Here is a 22,928-nt window from a genome sequence, read left to right on the forward strand (position 1 = left end):
AATGGGAGTAGAAAAAATTAAAGCAGTATTTGAAAATGGTAAAAAAGCATTTATTCCGTACGTAATGGGCGGAGATGGTGGACTTGAAAAGTTAAAAGAAAGAATTCGTTTTCTAGACGAAGCAGGAGCAAGCATCGTTGAAATTGGTATTCCATTTTCAGATCCAGTCGCAGATGGTCCAACGATTCAAAGAGCAGGGAAACGAGCGCTAGATAGCGGCGTAACAGTAAAAGGCATTTTTCAAGCGTTAGCAGAAGTAAGGGAAGAAGTGCAAATTCCATTTGTACTCATGACATATGTAAATCCAGTACTCGCATTCGGAAAAGAACAATTCATTGAGAGATGCTTAGAGGCAGGTGTGGACGGTATTATCGTTCCAGACTTACCGTATGAAGAACAAAATATTATTGCCCCGTTACTTCGAGAGGCAAACATTGCGCTAATTCCACTCGTTACAGTAACGAGCCCAATTGAGCGAATCGAAAAAATTACGAGTGAATCAGAAGGATTCGTCTACGCCGTTACAGTAGCGGGCGTAACAGGAGTACGTCAAAACTTTAAAGGTGAGATTCATAGTTACTTAGAAAAAGTAAAATCACATACACATTTACCGGTAGTGGCAGGGTTCGGTATTTCAACAAAGGAACATGTAGAAGAAATGATTACAATATGTGACGGAGTTGTCGTTGGAAGTAAAGTTATTGAGCTGTTAGAAAATGAAAAACGAGAAGAAATATGTGAATTAATACAGGCGACAAAACAAAAAGAAGAGGCGTAAGTCTCTTCTTTTTGTTTTGCGTAATAAATGTTAAAATATACAGAAAATACATATAATTCAGAGGGTGAGAAAGCATGCTAAGACGTAAACTACTATATCTTCTTTTAACTGTACCACTGTACGCTTGGCTTATTAGCATGACGAAAATAGAGTTGATGGCTCTATTTGTAGGGTATGTATTCATCTTTTCCAACTTAAATCGGATTCAAGAGCAATCTATTTTAGAAGTATGTATATTTTCAATTAGTATAGAACTATTTAGTATCGTTTCGATTGTATTATTAAATGAATTATTTCAATGGATTTATTCATTTTCATTAATGAAACTTGGGAATATTGTACTGCAAGCGATATGTGCCTACATTGTGTTTGTTGTGTTAGGAAAAATAATCGGACAGCAGACGGTTTTTGAGGATAATAGAAAATGGGAGTGAATCAAAAAGGAGCCAAACGGCTTCTTTTTGATTCTGTTGTAAAAACAATTGAAAAATATTACATCTGTTATATAATAGTTAAAAATTGTATTTTTAACGAAATGAGATGATAACATGGCCATATTGTTGGCACTTATCCCCATTATGATGATTTTCATTTGTTTATTTTTATTTAAACAAACGTCATTAAGGTCCTCATTAATTTCTTATGCGGTGTCTGTTGGAATCGTTTTATTCTCTCCAACGTTTCAATTAAGGATAAGTGAAACTGTGCATGCAACGATTAAAGGTTGGTTAATTTGTTTTATTGTCGGGTACGTTTTATTTTTCGGTATTTTTTTATTTCACCTCATGAACAAAATGGGGTACATCGATCAAGTAGCGCGTTTTCTGGAAGAAGTTACTCATGATCGCTTATTACAAATGCTTCTTATGTGCTTTGGTATTTGTCCACTAATTGAATCAGTAAGTGGATTCGGTATTGGTTTTATGGTTGCAGCTCCTATTTTTCTTTCTCTCGGTTATAAACCGTTTCAAGCTGTGCTACTTTCGTTTATCGGTCTACTTGCAAGTTCATGGGGCGCAATGGCAACTGGTACGATTATCGGTTCGCAGCTTATAAATATGCCGCTCACAACTCTTGGTACAAATACAGCATTATTAAGCATACCGATTTTCGCATATTTTATCATCCTTTCTTTATACGTTGTCGGTGGCTTTCAGGCAGTTATAGAAAAGTGGAAGGAAGGGATAGGATTCTTTCTATTATTTTCTCTCGGAATCTATCTTTCTAACGCATACGTAAGTGTTGAACTAGCAGGTATATTAAGTTCTATCGTTACCATTGCATTTGGCTTTCTTATCATTAAACTAAAAGGGAAAAATGAGCAAACCTTTATAACAGAACATGCTGCGGCAACGGAGAGAGAAGTATCCATTATAAAAATTATTAGCCCTTATATCTTCTTAACAGTTTGTATTTTACTTTCTCGCCTCGTTCCACCATTACATGATTTGTTCAGATCATATGCAGTCCTTGATTTAAAATCATATTCTTACAAATTAGAAATGCTATATTCACCAGGTTTTTGGCTCGGCATGACTTGTTTATTTACAATTATTTTCTTCCGCATTCCATCGCATATTATGAAACAATCACTCTTGCAAACGATAAAACAATGGATTCCTTTTGCGATTACGACGACGATGTTTATCGCCATTTCAGAACTAATGGGTGCATCTGGTATGCATTCATTACTCGCAAAAACAGCTGGTGAAACATTTGGTACCTTTTTCGTTTTCGTTGCTCCGTTCATCGGTGGTATCGGTGGTTTTTTAACAGGTAGTAACGCAGGATCAAATGCGATGTTTATAAAACTACAAATGCAAACAGCACAAAACGTAGCACTCCCGTGGCAATACGTCACAACACTTCAAAACACCGCATCGTCAGTGGCGACAATCGCTTGTCCATCACGCATTACACTAGGTGCTTATTTATGTAATATCCCGTATCGTGAAAATGAACTATTAAAGAAGACGACGTTAATGATCTTTGGTGCGGTGTTACTTGTAGTGGTGGAGGTTATTTTTTGGTATATGTTGAGAAAATAAGAAATCCTCCTGAAAAAGGAGGATTTTCTTTTTATATGGATAATGCCTTAAGTATGAAAAGCTTCTACTAAATGAATAGGAGATGAAATGTATGCCCCTAAAAAACTACGGTGTGTTAAAAGGTACAGTTATACAATCAAAGATTGGAAAAGGGAAAACACCTCATTATCAAGTTCATTTACAAGGCGAAGCAGGAGTAGATTATCGTATTGCAATTAACGTGAAATCGCAAAGTTATCCGTCGGAAGTTTTATATTTTGCGAGTAACAATATTAGGTCAGAGGCGATTCATATTTTACCGACATTACCATTCGGTTTTACAGAAATAAAAAACAATGAACCGAAAGTAGCTTTAGATTATGTAAGAGGAAATCTATTTGACTCAAATCAAATGATCCCTTTACCACCTGAAAAAGCAGGAGCTGATAATGATTTAAATGAAAAAATTGAGCGGTATATAAAGCGAGCGATAGAAGAAAGTACGATTATTTACGCGTTCGGTGAAAGATGGGGGCCAGAAGAAAATACACCCGATTCTTACTTTCATTTTGAACCAGGAAACGGTATACATGATATTCATATGAATCAAGGAAATGTAGAAAAATGGCAAGGTGATGATGGTATATGGCAAGACGGAGGAATACTCATTCATTTTGAAAAGGAAGAAGAATGGATCGGTATCTTTCTTGCATTCCAGTCGCAGTCATGGTGTACGGATGAAGAAGGGCATGCTCGTGTTCCGGTTGAGAATTGTAATTATAAGAAAAATAATTGATGAAAAGAGCTCGTTCGACATGAACGAGCTCTTTTCGTTTCGAAAAAGAAGTAAATGGAAAAATCACACGTTACTTCTACGATGGTGACAGTATTAATCCGTTATACGAGACAGATGGTAGTGGAAACGTACTTCGTCAATATGTATACTCAATGGCCGGCGTTCGTCTAGCAATGAAAGCACAAGGACAAACGTTATTCTATCACTACAACCCAAGTGGTGACGTAGTAGCGATGACAGACCCAAATGGACAAGTTGTCGTAAACTATGAATATGATGCATGGGGGAACGTATTAAAGAGTGACGCAAAAGGTATCGCAGCAGAGGATCCATTTGGATACGCGGGATACATGTATGATAAAGAAATTGTTATGTATGGTGATCGCTATTGAAGGCATAGAAACTGTTCATGAATTATTAATAGTGGTATTTTTCATAATGATTGAAAATGATAACTTATAAAAGGTTTTTGATAGGATCAGAATTCATGGTCACTACTTTTTACTCTTTATAAGTCCTTTCTAATCCTTTGTCACATGTATGATTTATTAAGTGATTTTTACACATTGTGTAGTATTTGCATATGGTTACTTTTAATATAAGGGATATAGGGGTAGTCTGTAAATGATTTACGAGGAATTGTAGGAATATTTTCGTAATTACAAATGAAAGTGTTTCTACATGTAAAATCTATCTTGTTTTTTTTATTCTTATCCTTTAATTTATGTAAGGGGATTGAACGGATGTTCTGTTTTTAATGGATAATAAAAAAGAATGGTAAGATAGTTTGGGAGTTTACTATATTATTCTAGACTTGTCTGTTTTCCACCCTGAAAGTCACAATTTTATGGATGCAGGAGGCTACATATATATGGGTACGAGGCAGAAAATTTTGATGCAAGCGATGATGCTTGTAGTCATGGTTATGATGAGTGTGGTGTTTAGTAAAGAAGTTGGTGCAGAATCAGAAAACAAGAGTGATTGGATCGATAGTGTTCATGTAACGCCAAGTGAGGTTTCTTTTGGTAATGAAATGAAAGTGAAAGTTACCGTCAAGGTTAATAATCCAAATGGCATAGGTTCTGATATAAGCATCAAGTATATCCTTCCTTATTTAGATGAAGAGGAAGAAGAAGTTTATGAGTATGTCAATTTAAAATATAATTCGGAAACAGATTTGTATGAAGGTGTATTAAATACTTATTTTGATTTTGAGCAGGTTGGAACTTGGGAAATTGATATGATCCATTCAGGAGTTTTGGGCTTAATAGCATATAACTCTAACGTTCATGAGCCACGAGATAGCTCAGAGAGAGAAAGCATGGAAGAACTGAGCAGTGGTAACATTACGTTATTGGAGCCAGTAGTTGGTTGGAATTATTTCAAGGAATATGGAGAAACACAAGGACACTGGTATTATTTTGATGAGAAAAAATTGGAATTTGTGACAGGTTGGTTTAAGGGAAATGGAAAACAATACTACTTGAATGACAACGGAATGATGGTAACAGGTTGGGTACTAGTAGATGGCAAGTGGTATTACTTGAAAGAAAACGGATCTATGGTGACAGGTTGGACGTTAGTAAATGGTGAGTGGTATTACTTAAGTGCAGATGGAGCAATGAAAACAGGTTGGACGCTAGTAGATGGCAAGTGGTATTACCTGAAAGAAAGTGGCTCCATGATGAAAGGATGGGCGTTAGTAAACGGTCATTGGTATTACTTAAATGCAGAAGGCTCCATGGCGACAGATTGGATATTAGTAAATAATACATGGTACTATCTAAACGCTAGTGGTTCTATGGTGACCGGTTGGTTACAAAAAGATCGAAATTGGTATTACTTACACTCTAATGGTGCAATGGCAGTAGGAAAACATTTCATTGATGGTAAATGGTATGGTTTTAAAGAAAACGGTGAAATGATGTCTGACTGGAAGAATGGAAAAACAGGATGGAGAATAGAAAACGGTAAACTGTATTATTTAAACCAGAAAGGTGTAAAAGTAACTGGGTGGCTACAAGATAGTGGAAAATGGTACTACTTTAATACAAAAGGTGAAGCGGTAATAGGTTCGGTGTTCAATAATGGTAAGGGCTATTATTTGCAAAATGATGCTTCGATGGCAATAGGGTGGATTTCTCTTGAGGGTGAAAAGTATTATTTTGATGAAAATGGAGTAAGGGCAGCAGGTTGGAAAGAGATAGATGGTAAGTGGTATTCTTTCTTCCCACCTACTGGAAAAATGAGCAAAAATACGTGGGTTGATAGCAAATACTGGGTAGATGCAAACGGTGTATGGACAAAGACAAGATAACTGAATAGTAGATAAAAAATACAAACCTCATTAAAAAGGTTTGTATTTTTTATGAGAACTAACAGGAATGGGAAAAATATATAATAAAGTAAAGAAGGGATTTTGTATGGGGCATGATCTGGGTGAAGAGGATGCCTCTGTAACGCAGAATGGGTATACGTATGGTGATAATAATCCAGTGATGCTGACAAATCCAGATGGACAGGCACCTTGGCTTATTCCTGTAGCGATAAGTGGCTATAGTGCTTATAAAGGATACAAAGGCAAATCACGTGTTAATTGATTAAGAAAGTCTTATAAGCAAATACGTCATACATTAAATAAAAAACGTTAGAAAAGGATGAAAAGCTACATGAATAGTATTAATATACAGTCTATATTAGATGATTTATGGGGCGCTACCATTTTAGAGACACATATAGATTTGTTAAATGATAATATTAAATTTACATTGCAGGTAATTGATAACGGAGTGATAAAAGATTATAAATTAGTATTGATAGAAGTGTCATCGTTTTATTATGTTAAAGATGATGAAAAGCGTAGATTTGCATTTTATGATAGAGAAAAAGTAGATTATTTAGAATTAACAACGATTTATTATGAAGATCCAAATCTGAGTGAAGTTAAATTGAGTTTACAAAATGAGAAAGAATGGAGTAGCAAATATTCCACAGGAGTAAATATTATAATAGAGATTTGGGATTCTATTTTGTTAGTTGAAGCAAAACAATTTTCTCTTAATGGTAAAGTGATTAATCTTAAAATGTAGTTGTTTTTTAGTATAGTTATTTCGTTCGGAGCTGGGTATCGTTTAGGGGCAAAAAATTACAAGCTTGCCAACACACCTCCGTCCAATAAAAAGCACTTAAAACAGGGAATGCAAAAAGCTGGAACAAAACTAGAATTAAAAACAATGTGATTTAACATTTTCTTTGAGTAATTAGAGTGTAGTATATAAATTTATAATGGAGAGTAAGCATCAAATTTATTAATAATAAGAGGGTTTTGCAGCACCCTCTTATTAAAAAAGAAGAAGATGTACAATAAAAACTAACGAGCTGACTTTACAAGTCAACTTTTTCCAATCCTTCTATGAACATGTTCCTTTATAAATTCCCCCTAAAAACTCAATATTAATAATTCGAATATTATACTATTAAATATCTACAATGTTATAGTTGTTTTTTTCGTCTTCCTTGTTACAATAGTAGTTAGATAACTATTAAACTAAAAAATTAATAAAAGGAGTACTAGGAAGAAATGTTTAAAAAAGCTGCAGCAATTGTCTTAACATCTAGTATAATTTCTATTCCTATAACAGGTTTAGCTGAAACTGTAACAACTTCTAATACAGCAACTGTAAATGTAAATGCTGTAAAACAATCTGGATGGGTTCAACAAAATGGGAAATGGTATTACTTCAATCCAGATGGCACTATAAAAAAAGGATGGCTTCTTGATAATAATAAATGGTATTACTTAAATTCAAGCGGCATTATGCAAACTGGCTGGCTGTTTGATCAAGGGGTTTGGTATTATTTAAACGCTAGTGGAGCAATGCAAACTGGCTGGCTATTAGATCAAGGAGTTTGGTATTATTTAAATTCTAATGGTTCTATGAAAACGGGTTGGTTATTAGATCAAGGAGTTTGGTATTATTTAAACGCTAGCGGAGCAATGCAAACGGGTTGGCTATTAAATCAAGGAGTTTGGTATTATTTAAATTCTAATGGTTCTATGAAAACTGGCTGGCTTCTTGATAATAATAAGTGGTATTACTTAAATTCAAGTGGCGGAATGAAAATTGGTTGGCTACAAGATGGAAACAACCGTTATTACCTCCAAAATGATGGATCAATGAAAATCGGATGGCTGCAAGTGAATAATACGTGGTATTATTTAAACGCTAGTGGAGCAATGCAAACGAGTTGGTCATTTATAGATGGAAGTTGGTACTATTTACAAAATAATGGTGCAATGAAGACGGACTGGCTACAAGATGGCGATACATGGTATTATTTGCAATCCAACGGTATGATGCAAACTGGAACTGCTTCAATCAATGGAACGACGTACCATTTCGACAAGAGCGGTGCTTGGACTCCTGAAAATAACATCACTGCTACCACATATTTAGATCTTGATTTAACGTACGCTTCAAATGTGACTGGTGCAGAAATTGATGCTAATATTAAAAAATATCATCCAGACAGCCCATTAATTGGACATGGGAATGACTTTGTTGAAGCTCAAGCTAAACATGGTGTCAATGCTCTTTATTTAGCTGCACACGCTATTTTAGAATCGGGATATGGTAAATCTGAAATTGCATATCGTAAACATAACCTATTTGGGTTACGTGCTTACGATGCTGATCCATTTAAGTATGCGAAATATTTACCAACTTTCGGTGATAGTATTTCTTATAACGCAAACTACGTAAGAGAAAAGTACTTAGAAGCAAACGGATCATACTTTAACGGACCAACATTAAAAGGCATGAATGTCATGTATTCAACAGATCAAGAGTGGTCTGCTAAAATCGTAAAAATAATGGAACGTATTAAACCTTTCCAGAAAAAAGATTATGTATATGCGAAAAAATTACCTAAAAATCCAAACTCTTTAAATGTCGACGCCCTATCAAGTGATATTCCATATAAAACATATTCACAAGGAACGACAAAAACTGTTAAACTAGCTACTTCCTATTACGTTGTACCATATCCATTTGATGGTACAATTAAAAGTCAGTCAGTTACGAAAAATGATCAAGGTACATTAGCAACGGGTACACCTGTATTTATTTATCGTGAAGATCCAAACGGATGGATTGAATTCTCACTCACAATGAATGGAAATAAATATTGGGTATTAAAAGCTGGATTAAATATGTAAATAAAATACCCCTTTTAGAAAAAGCTAAAAGGGGTATTTTATATGTTTTAAATTATTAATAGGTTTGATGAGGTTAAAGTTGCTGTGCGCAAATATATGCACCTGTATAACTATCAAAGATTTCAAAAGAAATTAAATAACCTGAGTCCATATAAATATAGAACTCAGGTTGCTTAGTTGCGCTTTTTTAATACGGGGGCATTTCACAATGAACGCCCTCCTCTTATTTTATAAAACCCAAAACTAACAAGTGTAGAAATACAAGAGAACAGCAGTGCCACACTAGAAAATGCAATGAGATACATATTATATTTCATTACTTTCCCAATGAGTTGGTTACTGTCGTACTGAAAAAGTTCTGCTATTATATTAAATAAAAACAATACGATAAACATGACGATGACACCGTCAATGGATCCTTTAATGTCTGGTTTACTTAAAGCGATATGTGCAGAAATACAAATAGCGATAAATAAAAATAACCAAAAGGAAGGGTTCAATAAATTGTTTATTGTAAATAAGCTTTTCAATAATACGAACGTCGACAAGAGCATGTTTTGAACCATTTCTAAAGTAATAGAAGTAGATGCAATCGTCTTTTCGAGAGTTGTATTAAATAAAAAATATGACTCTGGTACGAAATAGCGCATGAAAAGGATTAATGCAGTAATACCAGAAATAATAGGGCCAATTCCAATGAAGAAATTCCCAATTCGTTGATATACACTTTTTTGATTGTATTGATGTTGTACGTAACCTAACGCACCTTGGCTCGTATCTGTTGGGAAGAACTGCGTTGCTACAATTTTATGACGAAATAGTACGCACATAATGGCATGTCCAAGTTCATGAATAGGAACACCAATCCACGCAGTCAAAAGAAATCCTTTTCTTCCGAAAGCCCTCGACCAATACATTCGTGTGAGAGATTCTAAATAACCTAATAGAAATCCGATTACAATGATGACTCCAATTAAAGAAAATAACTGGATCACGCTTGTAAGGAGTATTTGAAAAATTGAGTTTACAAATTCCATTGCCTTTCATCCAATCTGTTTAAAGTTTCACTTTAGTTGCTCTGTTTCATAATAGCATTATTTTTCTAGATTACTAGTCTATATATTTTCTTTCAAAAGCAGGATTTCATAATCTGTTTCTTGTAGTCATGTTTTATGTCCAAAGTCATATATTGAACTTGTAACATCCTATAAGATATATGCTTAAGGAGGGATGAGAGCGTGAAATGTCCAGCATGTCATACAGAAAATGCAGTAGAAGCAAAGTTTTGCGGGAATTGTGGACATTCGTTAACCGAAGAAGTAGTAGCAAGTGGTGTCCAAGAAGAAAATCAGCAATCATCGCATGCAGAGCAAGCGAAGGAAACTCGTCCAAATGAAACGGTAGAGCAAGCAAAGCGGTTTACGAGTGGCTATTTTCGGTTTTTTAAACAGGCATTTCAAGCACCGACAGCGATTATGCAAAGTGGCAATGTCGAAGTGCGAAATGGAATTGTCAGTCTTGTTCTTATTTGTTTTTTAGGAGCATGTATTTTTTATAGAATGATGAGTGCTGGTGCAGCTGTTACGAGAACGCTAGTGCCAGAAGTATATACTCCTACATTTTTTGGAGAATCTGTAACGGTATTTTTCTTTTTATTAATTTTAACTTTGTTTGTTGGATTCATTATTTTTATAAGTGGTAAGATGATGAAATCCTCTTTTTCGTTTCTTGAAGTATTCGGCATATGGGGAACGATAGCAACGCCGGTTATTGCTATATTAGTTCTTACTTTTCTTTTTAGTTTCTTATTAATCTTTTTCTTACCGATATTATTATCGTTAGCTACAACTTATATAGGGATTAGTATAATTGTAGCCATATTAAAATTAGATAATGGCGGATTAGATCTTGTTTACACACTTCTTATCGCAAATGTTTTCATTGGAATCGTAACATTTATTGTACTTTGGTCTTACATTAGCACTGTAATTCAAGCCTTTACACAGGGATTAACTGGCTTCTAATGCAAAGGTGGTTGAATGGATGAATGTATGTACAAAGTGTGGAACGCAGTTTGTAGATGGTGTGCAATTTTGTCAAAACTGCGGTACCAAGAGAGAAATTCCAGTAGTGAAGAAGAAAATGGGGAGCGGTACAAAAATTGGCATTACATTTTTAGCACTACTTGTTATAGCGATTGTTGGATTGTATTTGTATGGATCATCGTATTATACGCAGGTGGCACAAGTAGACCGGATGATTACGATTTTACAAGAGAGAGATGGAGAAAAATTAGCTGAGATTATTACAACAGATGACCCATCGGTTATTGTAACGAGAGAGAGTTTCAAGCCTCTATTTTCATATATAAAAGAAAATCCGTCTTACGTGAATGAATTGAAACAATATTTAAAGCAAGGTGAAAAGCAAGGGGACGGAATTGAAAGAGCGGATTTTTCTTTAACGAAAGACGGGAAACATTACTTTATATTTGATCGATATAAATTGAAGGCAAGGACGTATTATACGACTTTGCTTTCAAATGAAAAAGGTGCATCTTTAAAAATGAACGGAAAAGAAATCGATAAGACAGAAGACAAAAATTTTCAGAAGCAATATGGACCATTTCTTCCAGGAGCTCAAGTGTTTCAAGTGGAATATAAAAATGACTATGTAAAACTATCACGCGAGGAAAAAGTTGTACTTATGAAACAAAGTCAAAATAATGTAACGATAGATTTAACGTTGCAAGGGCAATATATTACAGTTCAAACGAACGCGCCTGGTGCGACATTATATGTGAATCAAAAGCCAGTTACCGCATTGACCGGAGAAGAAATTACGTGGGGTCCCGTAGCAACTGATGGAAGTGCGACGATTTATTTAGAACGCAATGGAGAAAGCGGAAGGGAAACAACAAAAGTAGAAACGGTAACAGCACTTTCGGCTTATAACCTTCCATTCGAAAAGAAAAGCGTAGAAAAAACAGTCGTTTACAATGTTACTCCGCCACCTACGACTGGGTATGTATACAATGGTTTTATCTTCCCTGATAGTGATATTCGAAAATTAACGAATGCAGATTTAACGTATGTAACGAAAGAACAGTTGAAAATTGCTAGAAACGAAATATACGCAAGACATGGAAATATATTTCAAACGAAAGATATGCAAGCGTATTTTTCAAAACAGTCTTGGTACAGAGAAAATCCGTATTTTACAGGAAAGCTAACGGATATTGAAGCTTATAATGTTGAATTGATTAAATCAAGAGAATAGCGTTCGTGAAAAAGGTACAGTGTGTATTACTGTACCTTTTCTATGATTATTTAGCTGGACCAGGATCTCTTGAGAAAAAGATGTGAAAGAGAAATGTGACTTTACTTGCTTTTCCTGATGTACTAGCCTGTACGGCGGATAAAGAACTAGGTGATAAAGCTACTTCAGAATAGGGTGCTACGACTGTTTTGAGATTATGATCTGAATCTCCTGATGTAGTAACCGTTATTGTATCTGCAGATAAGTTAATAACTTTAATAGTACCACTTGGAAATATAGATTTACCAGCATGTGATGCTGAAGCGAAGCGAGTGCCTTTCCAAATATCTTGTGCGTAGGTATCGTTGTCAGATAACCAAGCACGAGCGCTGTATATGGTTGCGTTAATGGAAAATTCTTGGTCAAGTGGCGTGGCGGCTTTCGGTTCTTGCGGTTCATCTGGAGTTTGAGCGAGAAGGCCAGGGCACATGTATGTTTCACCTACTTTCAATAGTTACTGTTATAGCATATTAACCATGTTGGTTATAAGACACGACAGTTACCTATTCAGGCATAGGTTTGTGCACTAAATTTGTAGATGAAATATTATTTCTTTACAATGGGAATAGGTGTTATTTCTGTAAAATATGGAAATTGTAAAGAGTAGGTAAAAAAGAAGGAGTGGTAAAGTGAACTATGTCATTATTGGCGGAGATGCTGCTGGGATGAGTGCAGCTATGCAAATTGTAAGAAACGATGAAACTGCAAACGTTGTGACGTTAGAAAAAGGTGAAATCTATTCATACGCTCAGTGCGGATTACCGTATGTCATTAGTGGTGCTATTGCTTCGACGGAAAAATTAATTGCGCGTAACGTGAAGACGTTTCGTGATAAGTACGGAATTGATGCGAAAGTGCGACATGAAGTAACGAAAGTAGATACGGAAAAGAAAATTGTGTACGCAAAGCATACGGAGACGAAAGATGTTTTTGAATTTACGTATGACCGTTTATTAATTGCGACGGGAGTGCGTCCTGTTATGCCAGAATGGGAAGGACGAGAGTTACAAGGCATTCATCTTTTAAAAACAATTCCAGATACTGAGCGTATATTAAAAACGCTAGAAACGAACAAAGTTGAAGACGTAACAATTATTGGCGGCGGTGCGATTGGACTGGAGATGGCAGAAACATTCGTTGAACTCGGTAAAAAAGTGAGGATGATTGAGCGAAATGATCATATCGGTACGATTTATGATGCAGATATGGCGGAATATATACATAAAGAAGCGGATAAACATCATATTGAAATTGTAACGAATGAAAATGTAAAAGCGTTTAGAGGAAAAGAGCGAGTAGAGGAGATTGAAACGGATAAAGGTACGTATAAAGCAGATCTTGTTTTAGTATCTGTCGGAGTAAAGCCAAATACTGATTTTCTTGAAGGAACCAATATACGTACAAATTATAAAGGGGCAATTGAAGTAAATGCATATATGCAAACGAATGTGCAAGACGTATATGCTGCTGGTGATTGCGCGACACATTATCACGTTATAAAAGAAATTCATGATCATATTCCAATTGGAACGACTGCCAATAAACAAGGACGACTTGCTGGACTCAATATGGTTGATAAACGAAGATCATTTAAAGGTACGTTAGGTACAGGCATTATTAAATTTATGGATTTGACACTCGCGAGAACAGGCTTAAATGAAAAAGAAGCGAAAGGGCTCAATATCCCGTATAAAACAGTTAAAGTAGATTCAACAAATATGGCGGGCTATTATCCAAATGCGAAACCACTTTACTTAAAATTGCTATATCGCTCCGATACGAAGCAATTGTTGGGTGGACAAGTAATTGGGGAAGAAGGTGTAGATAAGCGTATTGATGTGATTGCAATGGCGCTTTTCAATAAAATGAGCATTCACGATTTAGAAGACGTCGACTTAAGTTACGCACCACCATATAACAGCGTTTGGGATCCAATTCAGCAAGCAGCAAGGAGAGCGGAGTAGCACTTTTAAAGTGCTACTTTTTTTGTAAAGGGAAGTAATCTTTTTTATTGAATAATAAAGAGGGCGATTTATAAAAATGGTTGTAGCACTTCAAAGAGTTCAAGAATCAGAAAAAGAAATATTACGTAATTTGTACGCATTATATCTTCATGACCTTTCCAAATTCACCACTAATATAACGATTGGAGTAAATGGTTTTTTTGGAATATAAAGATTTACACTTGTTTTGGAAAAATGACGGAATCACTCCATATTTTATAAAAATTGATAATAGTATTGTAGGATTTTTATTATTATTAGAACGTCCATTTTTGAAGAAAGAAAACGATTTTTGTATGAATGACATTTTCATATTGAATCAATATAGGGGAAAAGGAATCGGTAAACAAGTTATTGAAAATTTACTAGAAGAGAAACGAGGACAGTATTTCGTTATCGAACTTCTAAAAAATGTACCGGCAGTTTCGTTTTGGAAGAAAGTATATAGAGAGTTAAACATTGAATTTGATGAACGAAAACAAATGATTGATGATGAAGAATGCCTCGTTCAAACGTTTAAAATATAATGAAATAAGTGTTCCTCGTATATTACTTTGAAATTTAGCTTTATCCCGCTATTTGTGGGAGTCGGGTTGCTCGTAAACGCCCGATTGGTGAGGGCTGATAATCAGTGGGGGATGAACAGCCCTCCTACTGATTAAAGTTTCACTTTATTTTGAATATAAGGTTCACCCTTGAAAACAAAGTATGTATCGCTTATATTGTCATATAGTATTTGTTTTTTAACAAAGCAATGAACGAACCAGGGGGCGCAGTATGGCAATTAACATGAAAACAATCGAGGAATGGATTGCGGAATCAAACGCAAGACAGGAAGAAGATTTTGGACACGTTGTTGAAGAGATGAAAGAAGTATGTGTCGGACTTGATAATGCGACATTAATTTATACGAAAAATGTATTTTGCTTCGGTAAGAAAGTAGAAGTATTGTTTTTCTTCCAAGACCATGTCGTTATCGGACAAGAAAAAGACGAATATGTTGAGATTGAAAAATTAAAGTATGATGCCATTACAAATAGTAATTTAAAAACAAATGACAAAAATACAACGTTAGAATTAAAGTTTGCTAACGGACAAACTATCAATTTAGATAGTTTAAATGATAACTATGGTACGAAAAATTGGTTATTTGCAAGACAAATTAAGAGTATCTTTAAAGTAATCTAGTAAAAAAGCAGACTCTTAAGGGTCTGCTTTTTTACTTATTTCCGATTACACAGATACAACCTCTTTCTTCATAACATTTCACACTTTTAAATCCCGTCTTATAAAAAAGGTTTATTAATTCTTCCGTCGTTTTAAATTTCTTCATATGATATTGAATTTTGAAAGTTTCAGCCACTAATAAAAAGGATCCGTTCGGTTGTAAGACGCGAAGCACTTCTTTTATATCGTGTTCAACATCGGGCCAAAAATAATGAGTTTGAAAGGCGGTAATGAGATCGAAGAAGTTCGTATTGTAAGGAATAGAGGAGACGTTAGCTTGATGAATGATTACTTTCCCTGTTTTTACATCTTTCATATTTGCTTTTTTTGAGTTTTCAACAGCTTGATCGGAGTAATCAATCCCGTATATTTTCCCAAATGTAGTTCTTTTTGAAAGAGTGTGTATTGTTTTGCCTCCGCCACAGCCGATATCTAATATAACTGCCTCTGTCTTTATATGCACTTTTTGCAACGCCCACTTTGTTAATTTCGTATGTGCAGCGTTCATAATACAAAGCATGGAAGAACCAATTGTTCCACGAGGATTTTTTGCTTGCTGAATTAATTGTTGTAAAATGCTCAAATCAGACTCTCCTTTTATGTAAGAATATATACTTATTTCGCTTTTTATAAATTAAGTCCTTTAAAAAAGCACGCCGGTGGACGGCGTGCTTTTAATTATGCAAAGAACCTTTTAACCAATTCCGCACTCGATACGCCCCAACAGGAATTTGAATAAGTGATGTTTCATTTCCACCATCAATCCCGTACAATTGATCACAAGAATTTGTATCAAAACTTAGTAACGGATGACCACCCATCCCCATAGCGGTCGCAGCGAAAACGAGTTTATGAACGAGTATACCAGCTTCCATTTGGTGAATGCGATATCCTCTATAGCCTAATGCACGTGTGTAGTAATCCTTCTTTCCAACTACATGTAAGCAAAGTGGTACTTGAAAAAGGTTTACGTTATCCATCGTCATACTAGACTGAAGGGGGTAACGAAGGTCTCCATACCGAATTGGGTGTATGGAATGTGTTTTACTGTTATAAGCATAAGCCCCGTTTTCAATAGTTTTTACGTTATAAAAACATCCATATAAGGAGACGCGTGCATTTTCATTTATATACTTGCCATCAAGGTCGTTGTAATAGGGGAAGGAGAGACTCGCTTCTTGTAGTAAAGTAGCGAGCTCAGCTGCATCCCATTTCGTTAAAGTAAAGTCATCGTTAGGGGAGTACCGTTCTTTACAAAGTTGTAAGAAATTATACGATAAACGCTCTACTTTCGGTAGCTGTACAGTGTGCGCATGATGTTGATAGTACTCTTCATGAGCTAGTGTTTGGAAGTGTTCTGTCGATTCAATCATAGATGCTTCATTTATTTTTGTTATCATTGGATATCCTTCCACATGTTTGGAACGAATGAAATGCTCATGTGCTAAAGGTGGAATTTGCTGCAATAAGTCATGAGAAGTAACGGTTTTATTTTTACGATAATCATCGTGGAACCAATCTATATTCGGTTCTGTACTTAAAGGAATAACAGCATACACACTTTCTTCTCCTTCGGTCAGTCCGAGTAAATGATTGATTGCACGGTCTAGAAATTGAAAGTATATGCCATTTTTGTAACCGAACTGTTTCGCACATTCGAGTAATTGACCGATGAGAACGCCGCTATCTAATCCTTGCAGACGATACGAAAAGTTATTGTATTTAAAAAAGTTTTTCCAAAACATAGTGGATACAAATGCAGCACCAAAGCAAGAATGTATGTTACAGCGATTGCCGAGTGTGTCTATAAGATAAGAATCAAAATTTCCTTCGCGAAGTAAGATAAGTCGGTGATGCGCAGCGTCATAATGGTAAATGCCGTCTGGATAATGATTCAATTTTAAATATATATACAATTCATTCGGATATAAAGCACCACCTGAAGGGATAGACCTCCGGAATAAATTTCTTTCGCTATTGAGCTGACATAATTGGGTTATACCAAATGAATACAAAAGGTAAGCACCAATCTCATCCAAAGTAGGTGTAGTAGAAGAGTTCGGCAAAGATATTGGGATTTCTGAAGAGAGAGGGATGACAGGTACATTTCGATATAACTTATAAGGAAGCGGTGCGTCTTCCCAGTCCACCTCATGATTCGGCATAATTTCATCAATAGTGAAATGGAGATGATGTAAAAAAGTATCTAGCTGCATGAAATCCCCCCTTTACTATGGAAATGGATGAGGATGTGGATTTAATTGTTCGTTTGTTAAAGGCTCAGCCCTATATCCAAGTGTCATCGGTACGGTGTACACTCTATCCAGTCCGGTAACACGAGTGAGATGGTGACCGAACGTCATCGGTAGCATGCCTGGGATCATGACTTTTACACAATGTAATCCGTTCTGCTCTATAAGGGGGACGGTTTGATCTACAACGATTACTTCGAGCCCAGATTGATGCAAACGATTTAAAAGTTGATGAAGATCAGATGTCAAATCCATATCAAACGATTGTAATGCATTCATTTCTTGGAACGATTGCACCGGAGCATCGTCACGTAAAAGGAAATGAAGACGTTCTTCCGTTTCTTTTAATCCGTACAGCATACTATGGTCTTCCATTTTATTAACGAGATAAGGATCTTGTAAGCATTTTTCGTAGTACTCTCTTTTTTGCTCGAGCTCATCATCTGCTATTAGTAACATGCCTGCTATTTCGTGAATTGCACTTTTTATAGCTCGAATAGGATCTAAATGAGAGCCCCCTGCACAAACAACGTTCATTCCATTTGCACGCGTATTTTTCGCAATTACCCATAAACTCGGGATGCCATGTTCCATCGTCGCGTTAAAAACGTGTAATTCATACCCGGTAATCGTGCGTAACCGCTGAATCATTAATTGTAATTCCGTATCGTTTGCTGAGCTAAGATCAAGGCGGGGAAGAGGTAATTCAGCATACCAAGTGAGCAAGAAGGCATCACGCTCTACAATTTCTAAAATGCCGTGAAAAATTGCTTCTTCTAAACTACCACCAATTGCACAACCATTGGATGTTTCATACACGAAAGCATCCCGATGACCGAGGCTATAATAAGCGATTGATTCTGGAACTAAAAGTGGCTTGTTTTGTGATAAAGAATAGCCCCATACCCAGTTTTGTTCATAGTCAGGATCAAACGGCTTAAACGGAAAACTATCACGATTATAATGTTCATTTGTATGTACACCGAGTGTGAGGGGATTCAGTGCATGATCCTCTAAATCATGAAAACTACCATGCACATTTGTCTTTTTTCCTCGAGGTGACATACCACAATATCGTTCTAAACCTTCTAAAATAGCAGTTGCTTCACTCAGTGCAAATGAATGGGTTCGACCTGCAACACCTTCATTCCCAAACATTAACGGCATGTTTATAATGACGTCAGCGAATGGTAATAAAGAATGCTGCATTTTTCCATTCAACATACCAACCCGGTAATCTAAATAGTCTCTCGTTAAAAATGTATTTAGTTCATGAATAGAACGACAGCGATACGTTTCAGCACTTGTTTTTAAGCTCGGTTGTAAAGAAATCTGTGCCGCATCCGCAGTATCAGTAGGTAAATTACTACATATAGGACAGAGAGGATCTGGAAGAAAAGAATGCCGCGTACATTGCAGTGTTTGTAAGTTTAGTAAAATGAGTTCATTTTCTAAAGAAGAATGTCCGTGAGCTAATATTTTCTCCGTTTCAGCATGAATGAGCTGGCACATTTGCAGAATGCCATTTTGGGTGGCGCGTACATCACGCCTCGTTACGTGCTCTGATTTCAATGCATATTTCCGCTGTAATTCCCACATTTCTTGTTGATCAAATCCGGCGATAAAGCGTCGTCCATCGGCACAATGGGTGCATCCCGTTGCAAGAGGATGAATATAAGGTCCGATAACACCTTCACCAAATGAAGTAAACGCACGTAGCCACGGAATATGATTGGAACGAAAAACAAGCTCAGCATCATGATGAATAGTAGAAGGAGAGCCGTCATGTAATACGAGAGCGAGGTTGATATTTTCAGGGAGTTCGTCTGTAATTGTATGTTGGCGAATGATGGAATATTGTTTGCGTAATTGATCATGTACATAGTCTGCAAGTAGGCCATCTCCTATAAGCAATATATGTTGAGTCATAGACCGTCCTCCTTTGCAATTAATACCCCGTACACACCATCTAAATTTTCTTTCAAAAATGATTCAATCGCTAAATCAAACACGAATGGATAAAAATTATGTTCTCCTAAATGCTGCAAGGCAAGCTGTAAAGATTGCACATCTGGAATTTCTTCGTCCGCTTGTATTTCTATTCGAAAAGAATCAGTGTCATATAAAATAATAGATGATTCAGGCAAAACAGTAGCTCTGTATGGAGTTTCTTCATTTTGAATGTGAAGAAGAGATAGTTGTAGTGCGTTACGTAACGCTAACGTCATATTAATACTGGATGCGCCATACCATCTATCATTTACACCGACCCAAACGACTGGAAAACTAAGAATCTCTTCACTCATTGCTATTTTAGGTGCTTCATGAATTGTAGAGAGAGCATCGTAATAAAACTTACAATGTGTATCATGAATTTCAGCTAGGTCGATCGTTGTAATTTCTTCTAGCATATGTGATTGCCGCTCATATAGTTTATTGTTTAAATGTTGTTGTAGTGCCCGGTATACACCTTCTGTCATCGTTTCCCCAGCACCAATACCGATATCGTTATGTTCAGGAATAAGGCGATGAATGATTTCAGCTACATATGTTTCAATTCCTGTTAAACCAGCTTCACGGCGAGCTTCATTATGAGTCAAACCAGCGCAAGTCATAAGAGGCAGGAGGGAAGCGGGACCATCGGATAGTGGTGTAGCTACTTGAATATTGCATTGTGATAACGGTAGTTGATATGAATTTTGTTCATCCCACACATGGAATATACCAGCTTCTTTAGAAGTTAATGAGTCGAAAAAACGGAACAATTCAGTTGAAGTATGTTGGTTGGACCGCTGCGCAAGTTTTTCGGTAAGATTTTCTATTGTATCAATTGTAAAACTTTCATCAGTTGCGAGAGGATGTTTTATAAAAGGATGCCATGTCCCTTCGAGTGTTTCACAGTTTAATAAAAAGAATTGTGGCTCTTTTTCTCGATATGAATCATCAGCGACGTGTTTAAATAATTCAAAAACAATTATATTTGCTAACATTGCGCCAGTAATTGGTGAAAAAGGAGCTGATGCATTTTCATTTTGCAAAGTAGTTTCATGTAGCCGATGCCAAGCTGATTCCCAGCATTCTTCACGATCAGCTGTTACGACAGGACCAGCCAAACCGAATGTTGATAAACAAATGGCGGGTATGAAGTTCTTTCCTACTTCCTTGCAAATCGTGTGAACTGTTCTTAAGCCTTCAATGTCTCCATTTTGAGAAACGTATAAAATCCAGTCAAAGGGTTCGAACACTTCATGCAGGGGGCGGTCAATTGTAGTATCTATTTCTTGAACAAGTACATTGTCATCAACTTCATATGCACGTTCTACTAGTTCATGAATTCGGTCGTAATTTGTTTCCATATAATCTGTGACAAGGTAATGAAATGTAGGTAATCCGGATTCTAGTAAAGAAGAAACTAAGGAAGTAAGCATATCCCCAGAACCAAGTATAAGGACATTTGCTGCGCGGTACGTCTGGAATTTTAAAGCACCTGAATGAGAATCAGCTTCTAGAAATTCAATTTGCGAAGCATACCTATCGAGTAATGCACTGTTTAATTCATGAGGTGCATCTTGACTTACATCACGAACAAAACCATTTTCATATAAAATCTCTCCAATTTCAAATACACGATGTTGATAGGGGAGAGGAAGACCATCGGTTATTTCTGCTAAAGAATGATCACCATTAAACATAGGCATTAATTTTTCAATCCAGTTATAAATTCCATCACCGTCCATGCGGAATGAACTGGCGTTATTTCGAAAATAGACACCCCCGTTTGAGTCGGGAAGGAAGAAAGTATCCTTATTTGCTTTAAGCTTTGCATGAGCTGGAAGGTTATTCATTTTAATCCTCCTTACGTTTTAAGCATACATTATTAGCTTATGTCATGAAATTTGTCCCGTATGAACGCAATAAAAAAAGGCTGTAGAATGATTTATTCTACAGCCTCTAATAGACTATTAGTCTATCAACCTTCTAATAATAATGATTTTGGATCTTCAAGCATATCTTTAACAGCAACAAGGAAGCTAACTGCTTCTTTACCATCAACAATACGGTGATCGTAAGATAGTGCAAGGTACATCATCGGACGATTTTCCATACGTTCTGCATCAATTGCAACGGGTCTTACTTGGATTTTGTGCATTCCTAAAATACCTACTTGTGGGCTGTTTAGGATTGGTGTTGACATTAGAGAACCGAATACACCACCGTTTGTAATTGTAAATGTACCACCTTGTAGCTCTTTTAATGAAAGTTTATTATCACGTGCTTTCATACCTAAATTACGAATTTCGCTTTCGATTTCAGCGAAGTTTAATTGGTTAGCATCGCGTACAACTGGAACAACTAATCCATCTGGAGCTGCTACTGCAATACCGATATCATAGAATTTTTTAATGATAAGCTCGTCGCCTTGAATTTCAGCATTTAATAATGGGAATTGTTTTAATGCTGCAACAACTGCTTTTGTGAAGAATGACATAAAGCCAAGACGTACATCATGTTTTTTCTCGAAAGCATCTTTACGCTCTTTACGTAATTCCATGATTGCACTCATATCAACTTCGTTAAATGTTGTTAACATTGCAGATGTTTGTTGTACTTCTACAAGACGTTTTGCAATTGTTTGACGGCGGCGGGACATTTTTACGCGCTCAACTGGTTTTTCAAATTCCGTTTTTGCAACTGGAGCAGGAGCTGGACTTTTTGGAGCAGCTGGTGCTTCTTTTGGTGCTGCAGCATGAGCTTGTACATCATGTGGTCTCACACGTCCAAGTGGATCTGTGCTACGTACGTCGTTTAAGTCGATTCCTAATTCACGAGCCATTTTTCTAGCAGCTGGTGATGCGATAGGACGGTTCGTATTTGGTAAACCTTGTAGAGCCGTAGCTTGTTCAGCAGTTGGAGCAGCAGCTTTCGGTGCTTCAGCTGTTTCTTGTTTTGGTTGCTCAGCCACTGGTGCAGGTGTACTTACTGCCACTGGTGCGCCATTTGCATCTAAAATTGCGATAGTTGCGCCAACTTCAACTGTATCCCCAGGCTCGCCTAGTAACTTTGATACAATACCTGAATCTTCTGCAATGATTTCTACATTGACTTTATCAGTTTCAAGCTCAACAACGCTGCCACCTTTCTCAACTTTGTCACCTACGTTGATAAGCCATTGTGAAATAGTTCCTTCTGTAATAGATTCTGCAAGCTCAGGTACTTTAATTTCGATCATTTTAAATGTCCTCCCCTTATTTGCCTAACGGTGTGTTTTGTCTTCTTTAATCTTCGGTAATCTCCATTTGTTAGCTCGA

20 protein-coding genes and 2 pseudogenes are annotated in these 22,928 nt (G+C 36.4%); 15 read left to right on the forward strand and 7 right to left on the reverse strand.

The features are described from left to right. The first annotated feature begins 1 nt into the window (after window position 1). From trpA to F0362_RS31365, 10 genes and pseudogenes are all read left to right on the forward strand, one after another. Window positions 2-778: a tryptophan synthase subunit alpha gene (gene trpA / locus F0362_RS06300; RefSeq protein ID WP_000537846.1), complete on the forward strand. Its 777-nt coding sequence runs from the start codon at window positions 2-4 to the stop codon at window positions 776-778. Between the two features lie 74 nt (window positions 779-852). Beyond that, a complete protein-coding gene (locus F0362_RS06305; protein WP_000946157.1) occupies window positions 853-1,212 on the forward strand; it encodes a DUF4029 domain-containing protein in 360 nt (119 codons plus the stop codon). A 114-nt stretch (window positions 1,213-1,326) separates the two neighbouring features. After that, window positions 1,327-2,826 carry an L-lactate permease gene (locus tag F0362_RS06310; RefSeq protein ID WP_000996237.1) on the forward strand — a complete coding sequence of 500 codons (1,500 nt, stop codon included), beginning with the start codon at window positions 1,327-1,329 and terminating at the stop codon, window positions 2,824-2,826. Window positions 2,827-2,917: 91 nt separating this feature from the next. Continuing rightward, entirely contained in the window at window positions 2,918-3,601 is a 684-nt protein-coding gene (locus F0362_RS06315; RefSeq protein WP_001128599.1) for a DUF2278 family protein, read from the forward strand. Window positions 3,602-3,642: 41 nt separating this feature from the next. Beyond that, window positions 3,643-3,978 (forward strand): annotated as a pseudogene (locus F0362_RS06320) (RHS repeat-associated core domain-containing protein); the annotation flags it as partial. Window positions 3,979-4,472: 494 nt separating this feature from the next. After that, window positions 4,473-5,918 (forward strand): cell wall-binding repeat-containing protein, encoded by a 1,446-nt coding sequence (locus tag F0362_RS06325; RefSeq protein WP_149889695.1) that lies wholly within the window; start codon window positions 4,473-4,475, stop codon window positions 5,916-5,918. Window positions 5,919-6,024: 106 nt separating this feature from the next. Next, entirely contained in the window at window positions 6,025-6,201 is a 177-nt protein-coding gene (locus tag F0362_RS06330) for a hypothetical protein (RefSeq protein ID WP_000509719.1), read from the forward strand. A gap of 69 nt (window positions 6,202-6,270) precedes the next feature. Further along, a complete protein-coding gene (locus F0362_RS06335) occupies window positions 6,271-6,690 on the forward strand; it encodes a YxiG family protein (protein ID WP_001084723.1) in 420 nt (139 codons plus the stop codon). A 491-nt stretch (window positions 6,691-7,181) separates the two neighbouring features. Continuing rightward, window positions 7,182-8,819, forward strand: a complete 1,638-nt coding sequence (locus F0362_RS06340; RefSeq protein ID WP_000472905.1) for a glucosaminidase domain-containing protein — start codon at window positions 7,182-7,184, stop codon at window positions 8,817-8,819. 54 nt (window positions 8,820-8,873) lie between these two features. Further along, complete coding sequence (locus F0362_RS31365; RefSeq protein WP_225989269.1) at window positions 8,874-8,996, forward strand: IS3 family transposase; 123 nt, start codon at window positions 8,874-8,876, stop codon at window positions 8,994-8,996. Window positions 8,997-9,022: 26 nt separating this feature from the next. On the opposite strand, the gene F0362_RS06350 is transcribed toward F0362_RS31365, so the two are convergent. Then, window positions 9,023-9,856 (reverse strand): hypothetical protein, encoded by an 834-nt coding sequence (locus F0362_RS06350; protein ID WP_000397501.1) that lies wholly within the window; start codon window positions 9,854-9,856, stop codon window positions 9,023-9,025. A gap of 201 nt (window positions 9,857-10,057) precedes the next feature. Between F0362_RS06350 and F0362_RS06355 the strand changes: the two genes are divergently transcribed. Together F0362_RS06355 and F0362_RS06360 are read left to right on the forward strand one after the other, a co-directional pair. Beyond that, window positions 10,058-10,843 (forward strand): zinc ribbon domain-containing protein, encoded by a 786-nt coding sequence (locus F0362_RS06355; RefSeq protein ID WP_000650065.1) that lies wholly within the window; start codon window positions 10,058-10,060, stop codon window positions 10,841-10,843. 19 nt (window positions 10,844-10,862) lie between these two features. Next, window positions 10,863-12,098 carry a TcaA 3rd/4th domain-containing protein gene (locus F0362_RS06360; RefSeq protein WP_001099924.1) on the forward strand — a complete coding sequence of 412 codons (1,236 nt, stop codon included), beginning with the start codon at window positions 10,863-10,865 and terminating at the stop codon, window positions 12,096-12,098. Window positions 12,099-12,144: 46 nt separating this feature from the next. On the opposite strand, the gene F0362_RS06365 is transcribed toward F0362_RS06360, so the two are convergent. Further along, window positions 12,145-12,567 carry a hypothetical protein gene (locus F0362_RS06365; RefSeq protein WP_000336278.1) on the reverse strand — a complete coding sequence of 141 codons (423 nt, stop codon included), beginning with the start codon at window positions 12,565-12,567 and terminating at the stop codon, window positions 12,145-12,147. A gap of 199 nt (window positions 12,568-12,766) precedes the next feature. Here F0362_RS06365 and F0362_RS06370 point away from each other — a divergent pair, with 199 nt between their 5' ends. From F0362_RS06370 to F0362_RS06380, 3 genes and pseudogenes are all read left to right on the forward strand, one after another. Continuing rightward, window positions 12,767-14,101, forward strand: coding sequence for an FAD-dependent oxidoreductase (locus F0362_RS06370; RefSeq protein WP_001110250.1), 1,335 nt, complete (start codon window positions 12,767-12,769; stop codon window positions 14,099-14,101). Between the two features lie 76 nt (window positions 14,102-14,177). Beyond that, window positions 14,178-14,667 (forward strand): annotated as a pseudogene (locus F0362_RS06375) (GNAT family N-acetyltransferase). A gap of 250 nt (window positions 14,668-14,917) precedes the next feature. Next, window positions 14,918-15,328, forward strand: a complete 411-nt coding sequence (locus F0362_RS06380) for a DUF3908 family protein (protein ID WP_000996796.1) — start codon at window positions 14,918-14,920, stop codon at window positions 15,326-15,328. A gap of 31 nt (window positions 15,329-15,359) precedes the next feature. Here the strand turns inward: F0362_RS06380 and F0362_RS06385 are convergent, their stop codons facing one another. The 5 genes from F0362_RS06385 to odhB all read right to left on the reverse strand — a co-directional run bounded on the left by F0362_RS06385 (window position 15,360) and on the right by odhB (window position 22,849). After that, a complete protein-coding gene (locus F0362_RS06385) occupies window positions 15,360-15,950 on the reverse strand; it encodes a class I SAM-dependent methyltransferase (protein WP_000025730.1) in 591 nt (196 codons plus the stop codon). A gap of 91 nt (window positions 15,951-16,041) precedes the next feature. Next, window positions 16,042-17,583, reverse strand: a complete 1,542-nt coding sequence (locus tag F0362_RS06390; protein ID WP_001175562.1) for a SagB family peptide dehydrogenase — start codon at window positions 17,581-17,583, stop codon at window positions 16,042-16,044. 15 nt (window positions 17,584-17,598) lie between these two features. Beyond that, window positions 17,599-19,548, reverse strand: coding sequence for a TOMM precursor leader peptide-binding protein (locus F0362_RS06395; protein ID WP_000191878.1), 1,950 nt, complete (start codon window positions 19,546-19,548; stop codon window positions 17,599-17,601). Beyond that, window positions 19,545-21,464, reverse strand: coding sequence for a putative thiazole-containing bacteriocin maturation protein (locus tag F0362_RS06400; protein ID WP_001061534.1), 1,920 nt, complete (start codon window positions 21,462-21,464; stop codon window positions 19,545-19,547). Before F0362_RS06400 ends, F0362_RS06395 begins: the two co-directional genes overlap by 4 nt. Window positions 21,465-21,589: 125 nt before the next feature. Beyond that, window positions 21,590-22,849, reverse strand: a complete 1,260-nt coding sequence (gene odhB / locus F0362_RS06405; protein WP_000569924.1) for a 2-oxoglutarate dehydrogenase complex dihydrolipoyllysine-residue succinyltransferase — start codon at window positions 22,847-22,849, stop codon at window positions 21,590-21,592. Between the last annotated feature and the right edge of the window lie 79 nt (window positions 22,850-22,928).

This window comes from Bacillus sp. BS98 (assembly GCF_008432245.1).
Taxonomy (GTDB): Bacteria; Bacillota; Bacilli; order Bacillales; family Bacillaceae_G; genus Bacillus_A; species Bacillus_A toyonensis.

Coding starts and splice junctions, on each gene's coding strand:
- trpA (WP_000537846.1), top strand. CDS start 2: ATGGGAGTAGAAAAAATTAAAGCAGTATTTGAAAATGGTAAAAAAGCA.
- F0362_RS06305 (WP_000946157.1), top strand. CDS start 853: ATGCTAAGACGTAAACTACTATATCTTCTTTTAACTGTACCACTGTAC.
- F0362_RS06310 (WP_000996237.1), top strand. CDS start 1,327: ATGGCCATATTGTTGGCACTTATCCCCATTATGATGATTTTCATTTGT.
- F0362_RS06315 (WP_001128599.1), top strand. CDS start 2,918: ATGCCCCTAAAAAACTACGGTGTGTTAAAAGGTACAGTTATACAATCA.
- F0362_RS06325 (WP_149889695.1), top strand. CDS start 4,473: ATGGGTACGAGGCAGAAAATTTTGATGCAAGCGATGATGCTTGTAGTC.
- F0362_RS06330 (WP_000509719.1), top strand. CDS start 6,025: ATGGGGCATGATCTGGGTGAAGAGGATGCCTCTGTAACGCAGAATGGG.
- F0362_RS06335 (WP_001084723.1), top strand. CDS start 6,271: ATGAATAGTATTAATATACAGTCTATATTAGATGATTTATGGGGCGCT.
- F0362_RS06340 (WP_000472905.1), top strand. CDS start 7,182: ATGTTTAAAAAAGCTGCAGCAATTGTCTTAACATCTAGTATAATTTCT.
- F0362_RS06350 (WP_000397501.1), bottom strand. CDS start 9,856: ATGGAATTTGTAAACTCAATTTTTCAAATACTCCTTACAAGCGTGATC.
- F0362_RS06360 (WP_001099924.1), top strand. CDS start 10,863: ATGAATGTATGTACAAAGTGTGGAACGCAGTTTGTAGATGGTGTGCAA.
- F0362_RS06365 (WP_000336278.1), bottom strand. CDS start 12,567: ATGTGCCCTGGCCTTCTCGCTCAAACTCCAGATGAACCGCAAGAACCG.
- F0362_RS06380 (WP_000996796.1), top strand. CDS start 14,918: ATGGCAATTAACATGAAAACAATCGAGGAATGGATTGCGGAATCAAAC.
- F0362_RS06390 (WP_001175562.1), bottom strand. CDS start 17,583: ATGCAGCTAGATACTTTTTTACATCATCTCCATTTCACTATTGATGAA.
- F0362_RS06395 (WP_000191878.1), bottom strand. CDS start 19,548: ATGACTCAACATATATTGCTTATAGGAGATGGCCTACTTGCAGACTAT.
- F0362_RS06400 (WP_001061534.1), bottom strand. CDS start 21,464: ATGAATAACCTTCCAGCTCATGCAAAGCTTAAAGCAAATAAGGATACT.
- odhB (WP_000569924.1), bottom strand. CDS start 22,849: ATGATCGAAATTAAAGTACCTGAGCTTGCAGAATCTATTACAGAAGGA.